The following is a 19,146-nucleotide window of genomic DNA, read 5'->3' as shown; positions in this document are numbered from 1 at the left end:
GGCGGCCTCAGATGATTTCCAGTTCGGCGCGCAATGCGCCCGCGCTCTTCATCGCTTGCAGGATGGCCAGCAAATCCTGCGGCGTGGCGCCGATTGCGTTCAGTGCCTTGACGACATCGGCCAGCGAAGCGCCGCCGTTGACCATCATGACCTTGCCGCTGTCTTTTTTGATATCGATCTGGCTGTTTTGCGTCACCACGGTCTGGCCGGCCGACAAGGCATTGGGCTGGCTCACTTGCGGGTCCGTGCTGACGGAGACGGACAGGTTGCCGTGCGAAATCGCGCAGGTTTCCAAGGTCACCGCCTGGTTCATCACCACCGAGCCGGTACGGGCATTCATGATGACCTTGGCCGCCTGTTTGGCCGGGTTCACGTCCATCGCTTCCAGCGCGCCGATAAACGACACGCGCAAGTCCGACGACGACGGCGCCTGCACGCGGATCACACGGCCATCCAGCGCGTAGGCAATGCCGGCGCCATACTTGTCGTTGATGGCTTCCACCACGCGGCTGGCGGTGGCGAAATCCGTTTCCTTCAACTCCAGGCGAATCATGTTGTTTTCGCCCACGTTCGATGCGACCGCGCGTTCCACCGTGGCGCCGCCGGAAATGCGGCCCACCGACAGGTGGTTCACCACCACGGAACTGCCGCCCGACTGCGCACCGACACCACCCACCAGGATATTGCCCTGCGCCATGCCGTACACCTGGCCATCGGCGCCTTTCAGCGGCGTCATCAGCAAGGTCCCGCCACGCAGGCTTTTCGCGTTGCCCATCGACGATACCGTCACGTCCAGCAACTGGCCCGGCTGGGCGAACGGTGGCAGCGACGCCGTCACCATCACGGCCGCCACGTTTTTCAATTGCAGGCTCGATGCCGACGGCAACGTGATGCCCATCTGTTGCAGCATCGATGCAATGGTCTGTACGGTGAACGGCGTTTGCGTGGTCTGGTCGCCCGTGCCGTCCAGGCCGATCACGAGGCCATAGCCCATCAACTGGTTGCTGCGCACGCCGGCGATATTGGCCAGGTCCTTGATGCGTTCCGCATGACTGGCGGGAGCGCATGCCAGCAGCACGGCCAGGAACAGGGTTTGAATAATGTTCTTCATGATCAGAATGGCAACAGGCTGAGGAAGAAGCGCGACACCATGGAATTCATTTCCGCGCGGTCGATCTTGCTGTTGGTGCGGTATTCGACGCGGGCGTCGGCCACGGCGGTCGACAGCACGCTGTTGCCGGTCGTGATGGAATCCGGGTTCACCATGCCGGAGAAGCGGATGAATTCGGTCCCCTTGTTCATGGCGATCTGCTTTTCACCGGCCACGATCAGGTTCCCGTTCGGCAGCACTTCCACCACCGTCACGCCCATGTTGCCGGTAAAGGTGTTGCTGGCGCTCTGGTTGTCCGCATCGGCGAACTTGCTGGAACCGCTGGTGGACACGTTGGCGCCCAGGTTGCCGACCAGCGGCCCCGGCACGGCAAAGGCCATGCTGCCGGACTTGCTGCCGGACGTGGCGCCCGCTTTCACGGCGGCGGTCTTTTCCGTGATGACGAGATTGAGGACGTCGCCCACGTGGCGCGCGCGGCGGTCTTCGAAATGCGGACGGTACGATTGCTGCTGGAAGATGGCGCCATTGGTGGGCGCCTGCATTTGCGCCATCGTCAATGGCCGGGCCGTGGTCGGCTGCTGCACGATGGACGTGGGCGTGGTGCCGCAGGCGGCCAGCGCCAGCATGGCGGCAACAGGAAAGAGCATGCGGGTCATGGCTTACCCCTTACAGTTGCGCCAGCTTGGCCAGCATCTGGTCGGACGTGGTAATGGCCTTGCTGTTGATCTCGTACGCGCGCTGGGTCTGGATCATGTTGACCATTTCCTCGACCACGTTGACGTTCGACGTTTCCACGTAGCCTTGCAGGATCACGCCGGTGCCATTGGTGCCGGGCGTATTGGCTTGCGCGGCGCCCGACGCGCCCGTCTCGACGTACAGGTTTTCACCTTTCGATTCGAGGCCGGTCGGATTGATGAAGGTGGACAGCTGGATGCTGCCGATCTGCTGCGCGGCGGTCTGGCCCGGCAGCGTCACGGACACGGTGCCGTCGCGGCCGACCGTGATGCTTTGCGCATTGATGGGGATGGTGATGGCCGGCTGCAGCACGAAGCCGCTGGACGTCACCATCTGGCCGTTGGCATCGCGCTGGAACGAACCGTCGCGCGTATAAGCGGTGGTCCCGTCCGGCAACAGCACGTTGAAGAAGCCGTTACCGTTGACCATCAAGTCTTTATCGTTGCCCGTGGCTTGCGGATTGCCCTGGGTGAAGATACGTTCGATCGCGACAGGACGCACGCCGGTGCCGATCTGCATGCCGGACGGCAGGTTGGTTTGTTGCGACGATTGCGCGCCCGGTTGCCGTACGTTTTGGTACAGCAAGTCTTCGAACACGGCGCGGGATTTTTTGAAGCCGTTGGTGCTGACGTTGGCCAGGTTGTTGGCAACCGTGTCCATTTGCGTCTGCTGCGCTTCCATGCCGGTTTTGGCGATCCACAGCGAACGTATCATGATGTTCCCCTCTCATAGGCTTTACCACACCACCATTATGGAGGGAACAACGTCAAGTCAAAGCGAGGATCTGGGTGGCTTTCGCCGCGTTATTCTCGGCATTCTTCATCAGGCTCATCTGCATTTCAAACGCGCGCCCCAGCTGGATCATGTTGACCATGGAATCGACGGCGCTGACGTTGCTGCCTTCCAGCGCGCCGCTGACCAGGCTGACCCGGGGATCGAAATCCGCCGGCTGGCCGGAACCCTGGCGGAACAGGCCATCGGCGCCGCGCGTCAATTCCCGCGCGGGCGGATTCACCAGCTTGATACGGCCCAGGATATTGGCCGGGCCGGGCTGCGTTTGCCCGGTGCTGATGACGCTGACGGTGCCGTCGCCGGCAATCGCGATGTCCGAATCGGGCGGGATCGCGATGGGACCGCCCTCGCCCTGGATGGTCTGGCCGCTGGTGGTTTGCAGCAAGCCGTTTTCACTGACCTTGAAACTGCCGTTGCGCGTGTATGCTTCGGAGCCGTCGGCGCCCTGCACGGCAATCCAGCCGTCGCCCCGCACCGCCACGTCGAGCGCGCGGCCGGTGGTCATGATGGGGCCGGCGCGGAAATCCGCGCCAACCGTGTTGTCGACCACGAAGGTACGGGTCGCCAGGCCATCCGACTGCACCGGCACGGCGCGGAACGAATCGAGCTGGGCGCGGAAGCCCGTGGTGCTGACGTTGGCCAGGTTGTTCGACACGGTCGCCTGCTGTTCCAGCAAGTGACGCGCGCCGGTCATGGCGGTATAGATCAGCTTATCCATGGCTTGCCCTTTCAGCTATTAACGCAGGTTCACGAGGGTCTGCAACACCTGGTCCTGCGTCTTGATGGTTTGCGCATTGGCCTGGTAGACGCGCTGCGCCGTGATCATGTTGACCAGTTCGGCCGTCAAGTCCACGTTCGACGATTCCACCGACGACGAACGCAGCGAGCCCATGGTGCCCGTGTTCGGCGCGCCGATCTGCGCCGGACCGGATGCCGAGCTTTCCACCCAAGCATTGTTGCCAAGCGGCGTCAGGCCATCGACACTGGTGAAGTTGGCCAGCACGATCTGGCCCAGCGGACGGGATTTACCGTTGCTGTACTGGCCAAGGATCACGCCATCCGAACCCGCGGCAAAGCGTTCCAGGTGGCCGGACGAGTAACCATCTTGCGTGGAGGCTTTTTCACTGGTGCTGATGCCGTATTGCGTGGTACCGACGAAATTGGTCTGGATCGTCAATGGTTCGACCGAACCTGTGTCCGGGAAGATCGGCAAGGTAATGCTGAACGGCAGCGTGTTGGTTGGATCCAGGTTGGTCATCGCCGTGGTATTCAGCGCGCCCTGCTCGTCGAAGATCAGGGTCGACACTTTCCGGCCCGGCGCGCTGACGGCGTCGCCCAGCTTGCGCATGATTTCATCGGGGTTGGTACCGACAATCGCACCGACGTTAGTGGCGCCGTTATAGGCAGCCGTCAGCGTATCGATCTGCGCCTGGGTAGCCGTTACGCCCACAGTATTCGGCAAATCATTCATGGCGTTCAGCATGGCGTCGCCGGCGGCCTGCGCAAAGTCCAGGTTGGCCTGGGCAATCGCCGCGGCATCGCCGGTCTGCAGCGCGGCCTGGTACGCGGTGCGTGCCGCATCCACATTGCCGTCATTATTGACGGAGGCCGCCACCAGCGCGGCCGAACGTTCGCGGCCGTCACTGCCGACATAGACGTCCCACGTATTCGCGGCCGTCTTCACATAATAGGTGGACAGCACGTGCGGATTACCCAGGCTGTCGAACACGTCCAGCACGGTCTGCTTGTTGTACGTCAGCGGGTCCAGCGCATCGAACGGCACCTTGGCCGGCACCAGGCTGCGCGAGTCCAGGTTCAGCTCGAAGTTGGCTTTCGTCGTGGCGACCGGCACCAGGTCCGACGAATCGATCTTGATCGGGTCCGGCGCGCCTTGCAGGATCACGCCATCCTTGTTCGACTGGTAACCGGACAGGAAGTTGCCCTGCGCATTCGTAATGAAGCCGTTTTTATCCAGCAGGAACTGGCCGTTACGGCTGTATTGCACGGCGCCCGTCGGCGTGGTCAGGCGGAAGAAGCCGCCGCCGTTGATGGAGATGTCCAGCGGGTTATTGGTGGTTTCGATATTACCCTGCGTGAATTGCTGCGCCAGGCGCGACACGGACACACCGATACCGGCATTATTGCCCGACACGCCGTTCAGCGAATTCGCATACAAGTCGGCAAACTGCGCCTGCGATTGCTTGAACCCCACCGTGGCCGAGTTGGCGATGTTGTTGCCGATAACGTCGAGCGTTTTTGCTGCGGCGTTCAGGCCGCTGAGTCCTTGCTGGAACATGATATCCCCTGGTGGTGTGGGTTACAGAATTACAGAATTTGTTTGATGTCGTCCATCGTCAGCTGCGCGCCCGTGGGCAGGTTCAGCTTGACGCCGGCCGAGCCGGTCGAGACGCTTTGAATCACATTGAAGGACAGCGCGGTCGCGTCCTTCAACGCTTCGCCGCCGCGCTTGGCGGTGACGGAGAAGCTGTACTTGCCATCGGGCGCCGTGGCGCCATCATCCATCTTGCCATCCCATGCCAACGGCGCGGTGCCGGCTTCGGACGCGCCCAGGCTGACGGTTTTGACCAGCTTGCCGGCCGGACTGAAGATTTGCACGTCGACGCTGTCCGCCGCCGTGGCCAGGTCGATCCCGTAAATGCCCTTGCCTTCGCTGACATTGATGGTCTTGCCGGCGGACAGGACGCCGTGGTTGATCAGGCTGGTCGCTTGCAGGCTTTCCGACGATTTATAGCTGGCTTTCAGCGATTCCAGCGTGTCGTTCAATTTGTTCACGCCCGTCACCGTGGACAGTTGCGCGAACTGGCTGGTGACGGCGGCATTGTCCAGCGGGTTCATCGGGTCCTGGTTTTTCAGCTGCGTGACCAGCAAGGTCATGAACTTGTCCTGCTCGGCGGTCACGCTGTCGGTCGCCGTGGCTTTCTTCGGATTGACGCTGTTCAGCAGGGCTTCGGATGGGCCGGCGGCAGCGGCAGTGTTAGTGATGCTCATGATTATTGCCCGATCGTTAAAGTCTTCAGCAGCATGGTCTTGGCTGCATTCATGGTTTCCACGTTGGTCTGGTACGAACGCGATGCCGACAGCATGTTGACCATTTCATCGACCACGCTGACGTTGGGCATCGTGACATAGCCCTTGTCGTCGGCCAGCGGATGCTTGGGATCGTAGATTTGCTTGAGCGGCGACGGATCTTCGATCACGCGCTGCACCTTGACGCTGGTGGCGGCGCCATTGCTTTGCGACGGCTGCGCTTCGAATACCACCTGCTTGGCGCGGTACGCTTCGCCGCTGGCGCTGGTGGCGCTGTCCGCGTTGGCCAGGTTACTCGCCACCACGTTCAGCCGCTGCGCCTGGGCGCTCATGGCCGAACCGGAAACATTGAAGATATTAAACAGCGACATGATTACTGGCCTCCCTGGATTGCCGTCATCAAGCCCTTGATTTGCGAGTTGATCAGCGTGATGCCCGCTTCGTAGCGCAGTCCATTGTCGGCAAACTGATTGCGCTCCACGTCCATATCCACGGTATTCCCGTCGACGGCGCCCTGCACGGTGCCACGGTATTGCAGGGCGGTGCCGTCCGGCAGCAGCATGCCGGCCTGCGCCGGATTCGGGTAATGTTTGGCAGCCGTGGTCTTCAGCGCTTGCTGTGCACCGCCGTTGCGGTCCATCGCCCCTTTCAGCGCGGCGCTGAAATCAAAATCGCGCGCCTTGTAGTTCGGCGTATCCGCATTCGCGATGTTTGACGCCAGCACGGTCTGGCGTTGCGAGCGCAGGCTCAGTGCCGTCTCATTAAAGCGCAGGTAATCGTCCAGTTTCCCTAACATCGCGAATTCTCCATCAGTGATGGGAGCCATCTTAACCAGCCACTGTGAAACACGATCGAACGATAAGCCCGGCTTTTGGGGCCTTATTCAACGCTTGGGATTCGCAGCCGGGGCCTATCATGGCAGCATTCAAAGAGGTGCCTTATGAAACTGCCTTCTATTCCCGTAGGGCGGTTTGCGCGACGCGCAAGCCGCCATTGCATGCGACCCGATAGCGCTGGCATGGCGGCTTGGCTGACGCCAAACCGCCCTACGTTATTCGCCGCCCTCGCCCTGGCCAGTGCAACCGCGCTCGCGCAGCAACCCGCGCGCCAGGACTTGAACCAGTTGAAATTAACTGTCGAGCAATTCCTGCAAAGCCAGGTCGCCGGCATGGCAGGCCAGGTCAGCGTGGCGGTCGGTCCGATCGACCAGCGCATGTCGCTGGCATCGTGCCCGCAGCCGCAAGCTTTCTTCATGCCGGGCGCGCGCGCGTGGGGCAAGACCACGGTGGGCGTACGGTGTGCGTCCCCGTCCGCATGGACGGTGTATATTCAAGCGAACGTCTCGGTGCAAGCCGACTACGTGGCCAGCGCGGTACCGCTGGCGCAGGGTCAGCCCATCGAAGCGACGCAACTGGCGATGGTGCGGGGCGACCTGACCACGTTGCCGGCCGGCGTCGCCACGGACGTTGGCCAAGTGATTGGCCGCAGCAGTAATGTTTCCCTGGCGGCGGGTACGCCGTTGCGGTTGGATACCTTGCGCAGCAAGCCGGTGGTGCAGTCGGGGCAACTGGTGAAACTGGTGTCGGGCAATGCCAGTTTCCGCGTGTCGTCCGAGGCGCGGGCGGTGGCAACGGCGTCGGAAGGACAAATGGTGGCCGTCCGGACGGCCAACGGATCGCAAGTGACGGGCATTGCCCGGGCAGGAGGGCTGGTGGAAGTGGCGTTTTAAAAGCGCCAAAGGGTTATGAGAAAAAATTGCTCAAAGGTAAGCTAAAGTTTCATCAAGTTGTGCCGTTAGAGACTCATACCCCGGAGTGTCACACTCCAACCAGATGAGGATGATGCTGTGAAAATTAACGACACACTTAAGGGCACGCCAGGTTTACCGTCGTCGTCCCCGGCGTCGGCGAATAATGCGCGCAGTGCGGAAAAAGCCGCGACCACCCCGGTCGCCACTGACAGTGTCCGCCTGTCCTCGCAGGGCCAGGCCATGGCGGCGAGCGGCGCCGGCGGCAGCAGCGGCGTGTTTGATACGCAAAAGGTCGACCGGATCAAGGAAGCCATTGCCAGTGGCAAGTTCCAGGTCAATTCTGAAAAAGTGGCGGATGGCTTGCTGGAAACAGTGAAAGATTTGCTGCACTCTCGTAAAAGATAGGTAACACAATGCAAACGGTATCGCCGATGGACAGCCTGCGCGAAGAGCAGCGCGTCATTACTTCCCTGCTGGAAGTACTGAAACAGGAACAGCAATGCCTGATTTCAGCGGATATCGATGCCTTAACCGCCCTCACCCCGACCAAATCCGCTTTGGTCAACGACATGGCCATACTGGCCAGCCAGCGCCACAGCGCGCTGGGTGCGGCAGGATTCAAACCGGAAGAAGCCGGCATGGAAGCGTGGCTGGCCGCCAGCGGCGATGCCGGCGCACAGCAATTCTGGCAGCAAGTGCTGGATCTGACGCGCGAAGCCAAGGAATTGAACCGTATTAACGGTGCGCTGATCAACAAACACCTCAATCACACGCAAGGCGCGCTGCAAGCGCTGCGCCCGCAAAGCCCTGCGCCAAACATGTATGGGCCGACGGGGCAGACCACCAGCACGGCGACGCGACGGGGGTTTGTGGCGGGCTGATGCGGGCGCCCCTGTGCCGGCGTCCTGAGCGCAGACTACTTCGCGGCAGCTTATTCAGCAGTGTATCCAAACATCGTGTTGAAACGCGCCAGTTTGGCTGCTACCAGAGCCTTCTCCTCCACTGACAATTCGCTTCGATACTTATCGAGGCTGGTATTTTTTATATCCTGTCCCGATTCCGGTGTCCAGAATGCATGATCGGCATCATATGCAAAGGAGTCATCCGGAGGATTCAGTTTGACTCTTGCGCCGATAAAACTGCTTAATTGTTTGAGCACAGCAGGGTTGTGCCCAATCAGTTCCTCATATTTCACGAGACAAACATTGTCTTTTTCATGCACAGCAATGATGACCTCACATAGCCTGGCAATGTATTCAACAATGTCACCAAAATCCATCGGCGTAATAAAAGATTGCTTTCCCTGTTGTCGCTGGCGGTTCCTGACCCTGTAAATCGAGGCGGCCGTCGACATTGGATTACGGATAGAAATGATGAATTTTGTCCTGGGCATCAGTTCGATGAATGTCGGTATTGATTTGAGCGCGAGCGGGTCCTTCAGCACCAGTGTCCCACCGTTGATTTCGCGCCTTATCGCATGGAGCAAGCCTGAAAGGAAGGTTTGGTACTGCTCGACATAGGCAGCTCGGCCAATCGGTTCAAATGCCTGGTATTGCTCCAGCACCTGAAAGGATTCGATCGGTATCCGTAATGTGGACTCTTCGCGAATGTATTGTGAATCCAGCGAATGCGCTACAACCCGCTGCAGCAATGTCGTTCCGCTGCGCATGACACCACTGACGAAGACACACTCCAAACCGGCGGGCGGTTGAATTTGGGTTTCCTTCACCACAGGCACGGTTTTTTTTCCAAAATGCGCTGCAACAAGGGCCGGCCATTGCATGATTTTTTGAAAAAAACTATGTTCACAACTTGGTGCCGCCATCGGTTCAGGGCGAGTCATATCTACTCCAGAAATAAATGGCAATTATGCCAACGTAGAAACAGGAAAACAAACGAACAGGGATAGGCTGGAGATCCAATTGCTCCGGCAGCGAATGACATGAAAAGGCGCGGATGCCGAGAGAAAATACGTCCCTCAAGGAATGAAGTCATTGTTGTGATAACAGATTAAACCGCAAATATGGCGCAAAGAAGTGCGCTCTTTACGGTGTCGGCGTTTGCGCTGGCGGCACTGGCCCCGTCGGCACTTCGGTCGAGGGATCCGGCATCCCCGAAAGTATGGTCACCGCCACACGCCGATTGCGCGCCCGCCCTTCCGCTTCGCTGTTCGGCGCCAGCGGAATATTGTCCGCATGGCCCACCGCCGACATGCGGGGCGGCGGCACGCCTGCATCAATAAACAGCCGCACCACGGCGCCCGCACGGGCCGCCGATAATTCCCAGTTGGACGGGAAATTCGCGTTACTGATGGGTACGTTATCGGTATGCCCTTCCACCTGCACCGCGTGAGGGTCGTTTTTCAGGATGCCCGCCACTTCCGTCAACGCTTCGCGCGACTCTGCCGTCAGCCTGGCTTGCCCCGGTTCGAACAGCACGGATGCATTGATTTCCACACTGACGCCGCGGCTGTTTTGCGTCACCCGCACCTTGCCTTCCTTGACCAGCGGCGCCATGGTCGACAACAAATCCTGCGCCAGCTTGGTCATCTGCTCTTTTTCCTTGCGCAGCAATTCCGTGCGGCGTTTCAGCGCGGGATTGGGAATCGGCAAGTTCAGCACTTCGGTATTGATGGGCGTGGCGGAACCCTGGCCGCCGAACGCATCGCCCAACGCATCGGAAAACACTTTGTATTTACCGATGTTGACGGATGAAATTGCGTACATGACAACGAAGAACGCGAACAGCAACGTGATGAAATCCGAATACGAAATCAGCCACCGTTCGTGGTTTTCCGGTTCGTCGTCGAATTTGCGGCGGGCGCGGCGCTGCATCTCAGTGCTCGCGCAGCAAGGTGGCGATGCGTTCGTCGATCACGCGGCTGTGGTCGCCGGTGGCGATGTCGTAAAACACGGCGGCGGCGATTTCCTGCTGGTGCACTTGCTGCGTGACGATATTTTTCAGCTTGTTGGCGATCGGATAAAAGAACAGGTTGGCCAATCCGACGCCATAAATCGTGGAGACAAACGCAATCGCGATGCCGGGGCCCAGGCGGGACGGATCAGCCAGGTTTTCCATCACCTGGATCAGGCCCAGCACGGCGCCCAGGATGCCGATGGTCGGCGAATAGCCGGCGGCGGATTCCCAGATACGCACCGCCTGGCGTTCCGCCGTTTCAAACGCCGTGATTTCGGTGTCCAGCAACTGGCGCAATTTGTCGGGATTGATGCCGTCGACGATCAGGCGCAAGCCTTTCGCATTGAACTTGTCCTTGGAGGCCAGCATGTAGCGCTCCAGCGACAAATGGCCGTCGCGCTTGGCGGAATTGTTCCAGGCCGCGATATCGCGCGCCAGCGATGCGCGGCTGTCGGCCGGCGGCGCGATAACCCAGCGCAGCATCTGCATGCCACGGGAAAAGGTTTTGGGGCGGGTTTGCAGCAGGACGGCGCCCAATGTGCCGACCACGACAATGGCAAAGGCAGCCGGCTGCAACAATGAACTGAGCTTGCCCCCTTCCATGCCCTGGCCGATCAAGACACCGGCCACCCCGAGAATAATGCCCGCTATGCTGGCCCAGTCCATGCCTGCTCCCGGAGCGATGCACGCAGGCGTGCCACCGCTTGCGTATGCAATTGCGATACGCGTGATTCAGAAACGCCCATGACGGCGCCGATTTCCTTCAGATTCAACTCTTCCTCGTAATACAGGCCCATCAGCATTTTTTCGCGCGGCGGCAGCGCGTCGATGGCGTCGATGACGGCCTGGCGGAAGTCGGTGTCGAGCAGCGCCCGCAACGGATCGGCGTCTTCGTCCGAATGGTAGCGGTCGAGGAAGCTGTCGTTGCCGTCGTCGTCGTGGAAATCTTCGTAATACACCAGTTGGTGGCCGCCGCCTTCGGACAGCATTTCCTGGTAATCCGCCAGCGACAGTTTCAGCGACTTCGCCACTTCCGATTCGCTCGGCGGACGGCCCAGGCGCTGTTGCAGCACCGCCATGGCATTTTCAATCTTGCGCATGTCCTGCCGCATCGAGCGCGGCAGCCAGTCGCTGTTGCGCAGCTCGTCGAGCATGGCGCCGCGAATGCGCATCACTGCATAGGTCTCAAACTGGGCGCCGTGGGTTTCTTCATAGCGGTTGATCGCGTCCAGCAAGCCGATCATACCGGCCTGCACGAGATCGTCCACTTCCACGCTGGGCGGCAGTTTCGCCTTCATATGATGGGCGAGACGCTTGACTAACGGCATGTGCTCCGTCAGCAGCGTATTTTTGTCCGCTTTCCCTTTGACCGTGTACATAACTCTTTTTAGTTGTTCTCTTTCTGCATGCAACGAGCACTGGTTACAGCTGCGGGGCGACGCTACGCGCTAATTCGCCCCGCCATGCCTGAATGCGAGCCAGCCAGCGCCAGGCGCCCGGCAAGCTCACGGAACGCAACCGATGCGCCCGCCAGCGGAAATGCGTCGACCACCGCGCGCCCCAGGCGTGCGGCGCGCTGCAAATACTCGTCGGCAGGCACTGATCCCATCGAAACCAAATTTACGGCCAGGTAACGACTGGCCGCTTGCGCCATATTATCGTAAACCACCCGTGCTTCGGCCTCTGATGCGCCGGTGACCAGAATACCGAAGGGCCGGCGGCCCAATTCCATGTTCAGGCGCTTGATCATCGCGTAGGCATTGGTGATCGACGTCGCGCTGTTGGAAACCTGCACCACGATCTCGGAACTGGCCATCACAGGCACGGGAAAGGCCGTACCGTCGAACTCTCCGTCGACAATCACCATACCGGTCTGTTTGGCCAGCACGTCGAACGCCTTGGCCAACCGGCGCGTTTCATCCGGCCCCGTGCTGCGCACGCCGCGTGTCATCGATACCACACCGAAGCCTTGCGGCACCTGGTAAATCACCTGGTTCAAGCCGCATTGCTGGCGGGCCACATCCAGCAGGCTGGCGCCATTGTCGACGCCCAGGCGGGAACCCACGCCATGCGCCGACGCGCACGCATCGACCAGCAACACGTCATTGCCGGCGCGGGCCAGCGACGCGCCCAGGTTCACCAGCATGGAACCCTTGTCATCCTGCGGCGTGGCCGACAGGAACGTCACGATGCGGGGCCGCGGCCCCGCCAGCATGCGGCGCAGGCCCTCCGCCTGGTCAAAATTAAAGCTGGTCATGGGCCACCTCGCACTTCAATTTCAGTCGGTTAACACACACATTAGCCAAGGTGCACCTCGCGGAAATCCTGCGCGCCGGACATCAGCAGCGGCAAATCGCTGTCGTGGTACTGGGCCGCGGCGCCCTGCTTCAGGCGGAAAGCGCGCTCGACCAGCTGGGCCGGGTCGGCCAGGTGCAAGTCTTCCGGCACGCGCTGGCCATTCGACACATAAAACATGTTGAGTTTCTGGCGGATCACCACGTCGAGCACATTGCCGATCGACGCCGCTTCGTCCAGCTTGGTCATGATGCAACCGGCCAGGCCAGTGCCTTGGTAGGCGCGCACCACTTCGTTCAGGGTTTCCTGGGTCGACGTCGCGTTCAGGCACAGCAGGCGTTTCACGGGCACGTCGGAGCCTTGCAACATGCCGATCTGTTCCGCCACCATGTGGTCGCGCTGGCTCATGCCGACCGTATCGATCAGGATGGTGTGCTTGTTGCGCAATTCCTTCAGGGCGATACGCAGGTCCGCTTCATCCTTGACGGAGTGCACCATCACGCCGAGGATCTTGCCGTAGATACGCAACTGTTCGTGCGCGCCGATACGATAGGCATCGGTGGTGATCAGCGCCAGCTTTTCCGGGCCGTGGCGCATCACGCAACGGGCCGCCAGCTTGGCGGTGCTGGTGGTCTTGCCAACGCCGGTCGGGCCGACCAGCGCGAACACGCCGCCCTGCTCGATCAACTGGTCTTCATTGGTGATGGCGGACAGGTTGCGCGTCAGGACGGTTTTAATCCAGCGCATGCTGTCGGCGGCATCGCGGCCGGCCGGCAGTTTTTCAACCAGGTAGCGCGCCAGGCTGGCGGAAAAGCCGGCCGCCAGCATTTCACGCAGGACAGCGGCTTTTTGCGGTTCGCGCTGCTGGGTCGAGCCCCAGGAGATTTCCGCCAGTTGCGTTTCCATCATGCCGCGCATGGCGCGCAGTTCATTCATCATGACGCTCATTTCCGCTGCCGCATTGGCTTTGGCGCCGGCGACGGCTTCCGCCACCATGGCCGTGATGCGCTCCATGTCCAGCGCCGGGGCGACCGGTTTGGCGGGCGCGCTGTATTGCGGCTGCGCCGGCATCTGGCGCGGCGCCTGCTGCACCGGCGCCACCGGACGGGCGGCCGGACGCGGCATCGCTTCCGGCGCGGACGGGCGCATGGCGGCTGGGCGCACCGGCATGGCAGGGGCCAATGGTGCGGCGGCGGCGCGCGCCTGGTAGCTGTCGAAGGCGTCGAAGGCATCCATCGGCGCCTCCGGCAAATCCAGGTAAGGGGCCGGCTGCCCCATCGGCGAATCCACCGCGGGGGATGCCAGCGAAGCGGCATCGTCATTGGCCAGGGCGAGGATTTCCACTTCGCCATCGGTTGGACGGTTCGACAGGATCACGGCATCCGGCCCCAGCGCTTCGCGCACCTTGCGCAGCGCTTCACGGGACGTTGGTGCGGTAAATTTTTTGACGTTCATGGCTTTTCCCCTGTTTTTCGGCAGGCCCGGCGTTCTCGATGCGCTGGGCTCACTCCGACAGTTGCATTATTGGGGATGCAACAGGGAAACAATCGATGGAACAAGGCGGGAAAATGCCCTTATTTGCACGACTAGCTTGCCAATAAAAATAATGGCGTCCAACTGGACGCCATTGTGCATGGACTAAATCGAGGTGACCATTCAGCCCAAGCCGGCTGCAGCACGCAGAATAGCAGCCTTGTCCGTACGTTCCCACGTGAATTCCGGCTCTTCGCGGCCGAAGTGGCCATAAGCAGCAGTCTTCTGATAGATCGGGCGCAGCAGGTCCAGCATTTGCACGATGCCTTTCGGGCGCAGGTCGAAGTGCTCCTGCACCAGCGCGGCGATTTTCTCGTCAGCGATCACGCCCGTGCCTTCGGTGTACACGGTGATGTTGATCGGACGGGCCACGCCAATCGCGTACGACACTTGCACCTGGCACTGGCGCGCCAGGCCGGCGGCCACGATGTTTTTCGCCACGTAGCGGGCCGCGTAGGCTGCGGAACGGTCGACTTTCGACGGATCCTTGCCGGAGAACGCGCCGCCGCCGTGCGGCGCAGCGCCGCCGTAGGTGTCGACGATGATCTTGCGGCCGGTCAGGCCACAGTCGCCCTGCGGTCCGCCGATAACGAAACGGCCGGTCGGGTTGACCAGGAATTTGGTGCCGTTCAGCCATGCCGATGGCAGCACCGGCTTGATGATTTCTTCGATGACGGCTTCTTCGATCTGGCCATGGCGAATATCTGGTGCATGCTGAGTCGACAGCACGACGGTGTCAACCGCCACCGGCTTGCCATCCACGTAGCGCAGCGTGACTTGCGACTTGGCATCCGGACGCAGCCATGGCAGGCGGCCATCCTTGCGCAACTGCGACTGGCGCTCGACCAGGCGGTGCGAGTAGTAGATCGCGGCCGGCATCAGTTCCGGGGTTTCATCGCAAGCGTAGCCGAACATCAGGCCCTGGTCGCCGGCGCCCTGGTCCAGGTCGATACCCTTGCCTTCATCGACGCCCTGGGCGATGTCCGGCGATTGCTTGTCATAGGCAACCAGCACGGCGCAGCCACGGTAATCGATACCGTAGTCGGTGTTGTCGTAGCCGATGCGCTTGATGGTTTCACGCGCCACGTTGATGTAATCGACGTTGGCGTGGGTGGTGATTTCACCCGCCAGCACGACCAGGCCGGTATTGCACAGGGTTTCAGCGGCGACGCGGGCTTTGGGGTCCTGCGCCAGGATGGCGTCCAGGATGGCATCGGAAATTTGGTCGGCAACCTTGTCCGGGTGGCCTTCCGAAACGGATTCAGAGGTAAACAGATAATCGTTGGACATCGCAAGCTCCTGATAATGGTTGAATAAAAATTGTCGCAACAACCAAAACCGGCTTGCGACGCTTTAGCGAGATTTATATTCCGCCTCGCAAGTTGTCTGTTAACTCGGCGGTGAGTTATCAAGATACTACCATAAACATGCTGCAAAACAAGATGGAAACTGCGCGATATATGCCGCGCAGTTCCAAACTTACTGAGTCCCCACCAGCGCCGTCACGCGGATCGTCTTCGACTCGGGGATTTCCGCGTGCGACAGCACTTTCAGTTGCGGCAATGCGCGCCGCAGGAAGCGCGCCAGCAGCACGCGCAGCGGCCCCGGCACCAGCAACACCGGCGTCAGCCCGAGCGCTTCCTGCTGCGCGGCAGCCTGCGCCGCCGATTGGGCAATCGTATCCGCCAAGCCCGGCTCGATGCCGGCGCCATCCGCCCCGCCCTGCGCCATCGCTTGCATCAGCAGGCGCTCCAGGCGGTTGTCCAGCGTGATGACGGACAATTCGCCGCCGGTCGGGAACAGTTGCTGCACGATGGCGCGGCCCAGCGAAATCCGCACCAGCGCCGTCAACTCGTTGGGATCCTGCGTCACGGCGGTGTGCTCGGCCAGGGTTTCGATAATCGAGCGCATGTCGCGGATATGCACGCCTTCGGCCAGCAGGTTTTGCAGCACTTTCTGCAGCGCCGACAGCGACATCATCTTCGGCACCAGGTCTTCCACCAGCTTGGGCGACTCTTTCGCCAGGTGATCCAGCAGCGACTGCACTTCCGCACGGCCCAGCAATTCGGACGCGTGCGTGGTGATCAGGTGATTCAGGTGCGTCGCCACCACGGTACCCGCGTCGACCACCGTATAGCCCATGGTTTGCGCCTGGTCGCGCAAGCCCGCGTCGATCCAGATCGCCGGCAAGCCAAACGCGGGGTCCTGCGTCACCAGGCCAGGCAAGGTACCGCTGGCCATGCCGGGATTGATCGCCAGATACTGGCCGTTGAACGCCTCGCCCGCCCCCACTTCCACCCCCTTCAAAGCAATACGGTAAGCGGAAGGTTTCAGTTCCAGGTTGTCGCGGATGTGCACCGGCGGCGCCAGGAAGCCCACTTCCTGCGCAAATTTCTTGCGGATACCCTTGATGCGCTTCAGCAGTTCGCCGCCCTGCGCCTTGTCCACCAGCGGAATCAGGCGGTAGCCCACTTCCAGGCCCAGCGTATCGACCGGCAGCACGTCCTGCCACGTCGCTTCTTCCGATTCCGGCGCCGGCGCGGCGGCGCCTGCCCCGCCCTGCGCCGCGTCGGCCGCAGCGGCCGCTTCCGGCGAACCGGGCAATGGTGGCGCACCTTCCTTCGCGCGCTTGGCCAGCAGGTAGCCGCCACCGATCAGCGCCGACGCCAGCAACAGGAACACCAGGTTCGGCATGCCGGGGATCACGCCCATGCCGCCTATGATGGCGCCGGTGATGTACAGTACCTGCGGCTTGGCAAACAGCTGGCCCACCACCTGGGTGCCCACGTCCTGCTCGCTGGCCACGCGCGACACGACGATACCGGCCGCGATGGAAATCACCAGCGATGGAATCTGCGCCACCAGGCCGTCACCGATGGCCAGCAGCGTGTACAGCTTGGCCGCTTCGCCAAACGCCAGGTCGTGCTGGATGACGCCGACCAGCAAGCCGCCGATGATGTTAATGACGGTCACCATGATGCCGGCCACGGCGTCGCCGCGCACGTACTTCGACGCACCGTCCATCGCGCCATAGAATTCCGCTTCCATCGACACTTCGCTGCGGCGCTTGCGCGCTTCCGCTTCGCCGATCAGGCCGGCGTTCAGGTCGGCGTCGATCGCCATCTGCTTGCCCGGCATCGCGTCCAGGGCGAAACGCGCGCCCACCTCGGCGATACGGCCCGCACCCTTGGTCACCACCGTGAAGTTAATGATGGTCAGGATGATGAACACGACGATACCGACCGTGTAATTACCGCCAATCAGGAAGTGGCCGAACGCCTCGATCACCTTGCCGGCCGCCGCGCCGCCGGTATGGCCCTCGGTCAGCACCACGCGGGTCGACGCCACGTTCAGTGACAAACGCAGCATGGTCGACACCAGCAGCACGGCGGGGAATGCCATGAAGTCGAGCGGCTTGACCGTATACAGGCTGGTCAGCAGCACGATGATGGACAGCGCAATGTTAAAGCTGAAGAACAGGTCGAGGATGAACGCCGGCAGCGGCAGGATCATCATCACCAGCAGCATGATGATCAGGATCGGCGCCGCCAGGCTCTTGCTTTGTCCGGCCGGCATGCTCAGGCCGCTGACGCGGCTGGACAACCAGGGTGGCAAATAGGCGTTCAGGCTCTTCATTACTCGACTCCGTTATATCTTCTTATGTCTTCTTCTGTGACGCGGGGTGGTGCGGGTCCATGTCGTCCGGCACGTCCAGCTTGGTCGGGCGGTCCGGATAGCGCAGGCCCGGCTTGAACATGCGCAGCTGGTAGACGTAGGCCAGCACTTCAGCCACGGCAGCATACAGGCGCTCAGGGATCTCGTCACCGATATCGCTGTGTTTAAACAACGCCCGCGCCAGCGGCGGCGCTTCCAGGATCGTCACTTTGTGCTCTTTCGCCAACTCGCGGATCTTGGCCGCCACCTCATCGGTACCCTTGGCCACGACTTTCGGCGCGCCGCGCGAACCGTCCGCGTATTTCAGCGCGACCGCATAGTGGGTCGGGTTGGTCACCACCACGTCGGCGGTCGGCACGTCGGCCATCATGCGGCGCTTGGCCATCTCGCGCTGCATCTGGCGGATCTTGCCCTTGATTTGCGGATTACCGTCCGATTCCTTCGATTCCTGGATCAATTCCTGGCGCGTCATTTTCAGCTTGTTGGCGTAATGCCACAGCTGGTAAGGAGCGTCGATGGCGGCAATGAAACCCAGCGCACCGACGATGAACAGGAAACTCATGGCCAGCATTTCCAGCAAATGCGCCATGCCGGCGCCCAGCGGTTCCGTCACCAGCTGGATCACCGCCTCGCGCTGGCGCATGACGACCAGGTACGCGACAAAGCCCACCACGATGGTCTTGGCGATGGCTTTCACCAGTTCCACCAGGGCATTGGTGGAAATCATGTTGGTCAGCCCGTTGATCGGGTTGAGCTTCATGAAATTCGGGGTAATCGCCTTGCCGGAAAACAGCCAGCCGCCCACCAGCATGGGCGACGCCAGCGCCACGAACATGACAGCCAGGCCCAGCGGCATGCAAGCCAGCATCACGCGGCCGATATCGATGCCGACGCGGGTCAGCAGCACGTCGGGATTGTAGATTTGCTCCGGGCTCAGGGCCAGGCCGGACACCATGGCGGAACTCAAGTCCCGCACCAGCCCGGCACCCGTGATCCACAGGCCGGCGCCGGCAGTCATCAAGACAGTAAAGGTCGCGACTTCGCGCGACCTGGGAACATCGCCTTCTTCACGCGCCTGCTCGAGGCGCTTCTGTGACGCCGGTTCTGTCTTTTCGCTTTCGCTCTCTTCTGCCATGTCCCGCACCTTCGCTATCGATGGGCTCGATTATCGCGCGCACAACGACATACCCATCGGCGGAATAACGGTGGAATTCCCGGTTAATTCGAATTTCCCTAGAACAACAGATACGACATCCCATAAATATAAAGTGTGAATATTCACACTTTTAAC

General features: G+C 61.1%; 20 protein-coding genes. 3 read left to right on the top strand and 17 right to left on the bottom strand.

The features are described from left to right. Positions 1-7: 7 nt before the first annotated feature. Genes GJ700_RS06800 through flgB form a run of 8 tightly spaced genes read right to left on the bottom strand, consistent with a single transcriptional unit; the run spans position 8 to position 6,482 of the window. Positions 8-1,111, bottom strand: coding sequence for a flagellar basal body P-ring protein FlgI (locus GJ700_RS06800; protein ID WP_154371885.1), 1,104 nt, complete (start codon positions 1,109-1,111; stop codon positions 8-10). A gap of 2 nt (positions 1,112-1,113) precedes the next feature. Then, on the bottom strand, positions 1,114-1,767 hold the full coding sequence (locus GJ700_RS06795) for a flagellar basal body L-ring protein FlgH (protein WP_371867854.1): 654 nt from the start codon (positions 1,765-1,767) through the stop codon (positions 1,114-1,116). A gap of 10 nt (positions 1,768-1,777) precedes the next feature. Further along, the gene (gene flgG, locus GJ700_RS06790; protein ID WP_154371884.1) at positions 1,778-2,560 is read right to left on the bottom strand and encodes a flagellar basal-body rod protein FlgG; all 783 of its coding nucleotides are present in this window, start codon (positions 2,558-2,560) and stop codon (positions 1,778-1,780) included. Positions 2,561-2,612: 52 nt separating this feature from the next. Further along, on the bottom strand, positions 2,613-3,356 hold the full coding sequence (flgF, locus tag GJ700_RS06785) for a flagellar basal-body rod protein FlgF (RefSeq protein ID WP_154371883.1): 744 nt from the start codon (positions 3,354-3,356) through the stop codon (positions 2,613-2,615). Between the two features lie 18 nt (positions 3,357-3,374). After that, positions 3,375-4,934 (bottom strand): flagellar hook protein FlgE, encoded by a 1,560-nt coding sequence (locus GJ700_RS06780; RefSeq protein WP_154371882.1) that lies wholly within the window; start codon positions 4,932-4,934, stop codon positions 3,375-3,377. 29 nt (positions 4,935-4,963) lie between these two features. Further along, a complete protein-coding gene (locus GJ700_RS06775) occupies positions 4,964-5,647 on the bottom strand; it encodes a flagellar hook assembly protein FlgD (RefSeq protein WP_154371881.1) in 684 nt (227 codons plus the stop codon). Between the two features lie 2 nt (positions 5,648-5,649). Continuing rightward, positions 5,650-6,057, bottom strand: coding sequence for a flagellar basal body rod protein FlgC (gene flgC / locus GJ700_RS06770; protein WP_154371880.1), 408 nt, complete (start codon positions 6,055-6,057; stop codon positions 5,650-5,652). Positions 6,058-6,059: 2 nt separating this feature from the next. Continuing rightward, positions 6,060-6,482, bottom strand: coding sequence for a flagellar basal body rod protein FlgB (gene flgB, locus GJ700_RS06765; protein WP_154371879.1), 423 nt, complete (start codon positions 6,480-6,482; stop codon positions 6,060-6,062). 201 nt (positions 6,483-6,683) lie between these two features. Here flgB and flgA point away from each other — a divergent pair, with 201 nt between their 5' ends. The 3 genes from flgA to GJ700_RS06750 all read left to right on the top strand — a co-directional run bounded on the left by flgA (position 6,684) and on the right by GJ700_RS06750 (position 8,317). Further along, positions 6,684-7,415, top strand: a complete 732-nt coding sequence (flgA, locus tag GJ700_RS06760) for a flagellar basal body P-ring formation chaperone FlgA (RefSeq protein ID WP_229506839.1) — start codon at positions 6,684-6,686, stop codon at positions 7,413-7,415. Between the two features lie 117 nt (positions 7,416-7,532). Next, positions 7,533-7,841: a flagellar biosynthesis anti-sigma factor FlgM gene (gene flgM, locus GJ700_RS06755; protein ID WP_371867853.1), complete on the top strand. Its 309-nt coding sequence runs from the start codon at positions 7,533-7,535 to the stop codon at positions 7,839-7,841. 8 nt (positions 7,842-7,849) lie between these two features. After that, on the top strand, positions 7,850-8,317 hold the full coding sequence (locus tag GJ700_RS06750; RefSeq protein ID WP_154371878.1) for a flagella synthesis protein FlgN: 468 nt from the start codon (positions 7,850-7,852) through the stop codon (positions 8,315-8,317). Between the two features lie 50 nt (positions 8,318-8,367). On the opposite strand, the gene GJ700_RS06745 is transcribed toward GJ700_RS06750, so the two are convergent. The 9 genes from GJ700_RS06745 to flhB form a co-directional block, all read right to left on the bottom strand. Then, on the bottom strand, positions 8,368-9,279 hold the full coding sequence (locus tag GJ700_RS06745) for a sulfotransferase family protein (protein ID WP_154371877.1): 912 nt from the start codon (positions 9,277-9,279) through the stop codon (positions 8,368-8,370). A gap of 202 nt (positions 9,280-9,481) precedes the next feature. Further along, a complete protein-coding gene (motD, locus tag GJ700_RS06740) occupies positions 9,482-10,270 on the bottom strand; it encodes a flagellar motor protein MotD (RefSeq protein ID WP_154371876.1) in 789 nt (262 codons plus the stop codon). A 1-nt stretch (position 10,271) separates the two neighbouring features. Next, entirely contained in the window at positions 10,272-11,018 is a 747-nt protein-coding gene (locus GJ700_RS06735; RefSeq protein WP_154371875.1) for a flagellar motor protein, read from the bottom strand. Further along, positions 11,000-11,731, bottom strand: coding sequence for an RNA polymerase sigma factor FliA (locus GJ700_RS06730; protein WP_154371874.1), 732 nt, complete (start codon positions 11,729-11,731; stop codon positions 11,000-11,002). Before GJ700_RS06730 ends, GJ700_RS06735 begins: the two co-directional genes overlap by 19 nt. 62 nt (positions 11,732-11,793) lie before the next feature. Then, entirely contained in the window at positions 11,794-12,609 is an 816-nt protein-coding gene (locus tag GJ700_RS06725) for a MinD/ParA family ATP-binding protein (RefSeq protein WP_154371873.1), read from the bottom strand. Between the two features lie 41 nt (positions 12,610-12,650). Next, the gene (flhF, locus tag GJ700_RS06720) at positions 12,651-14,102 is read right to left on the bottom strand and encodes a flagellar biosynthesis GTPase FlhF (protein ID WP_154371872.1); all 1,452 of its coding nucleotides are present in this window, start codon (positions 14,100-14,102) and stop codon (positions 12,651-12,653) included. A 201-nt stretch (positions 14,103-14,303) separates the two neighbouring features. Next, positions 14,304-15,470, bottom strand: coding sequence for a methionine adenosyltransferase (gene metK / locus GJ700_RS06715; RefSeq protein WP_154371871.1), 1,167 nt, complete (start codon positions 15,468-15,470; stop codon positions 14,304-14,306). 189 nt (positions 15,471-15,659) lie between these two features. Continuing rightward, positions 15,660-17,816, bottom strand: coding sequence for a flagellar biosynthesis protein FlhA (flhA, locus tag GJ700_RS06710; RefSeq protein WP_154371870.1), 2,157 nt, complete (start codon positions 17,814-17,816; stop codon positions 15,660-15,662). A 22-nt stretch (positions 17,817-17,838) separates the two neighbouring features. Continuing rightward, complete coding sequence (flhB, locus tag GJ700_RS06705; RefSeq protein ID WP_154371869.1) at positions 17,839-18,990, bottom strand: flagellar biosynthesis protein FlhB; 1,152 nt, start codon at positions 18,988-18,990, stop codon at positions 17,839-17,841. Positions 18,991-19,146 lie beyond the last annotated feature (156 nt).

The sequence above is a fragment of the Pseudoduganella rivuli genome (assembly GCF_009674485.1).
Classification (GTDB): Bacteria; Pseudomonadota; Gammaproteobacteria; order Burkholderiales; family Burkholderiaceae_D; genus Rugamonas; species Rugamonas rivuli_B.
This window is presented reverse-complemented; position numbering and strand designations above follow the sequence as displayed.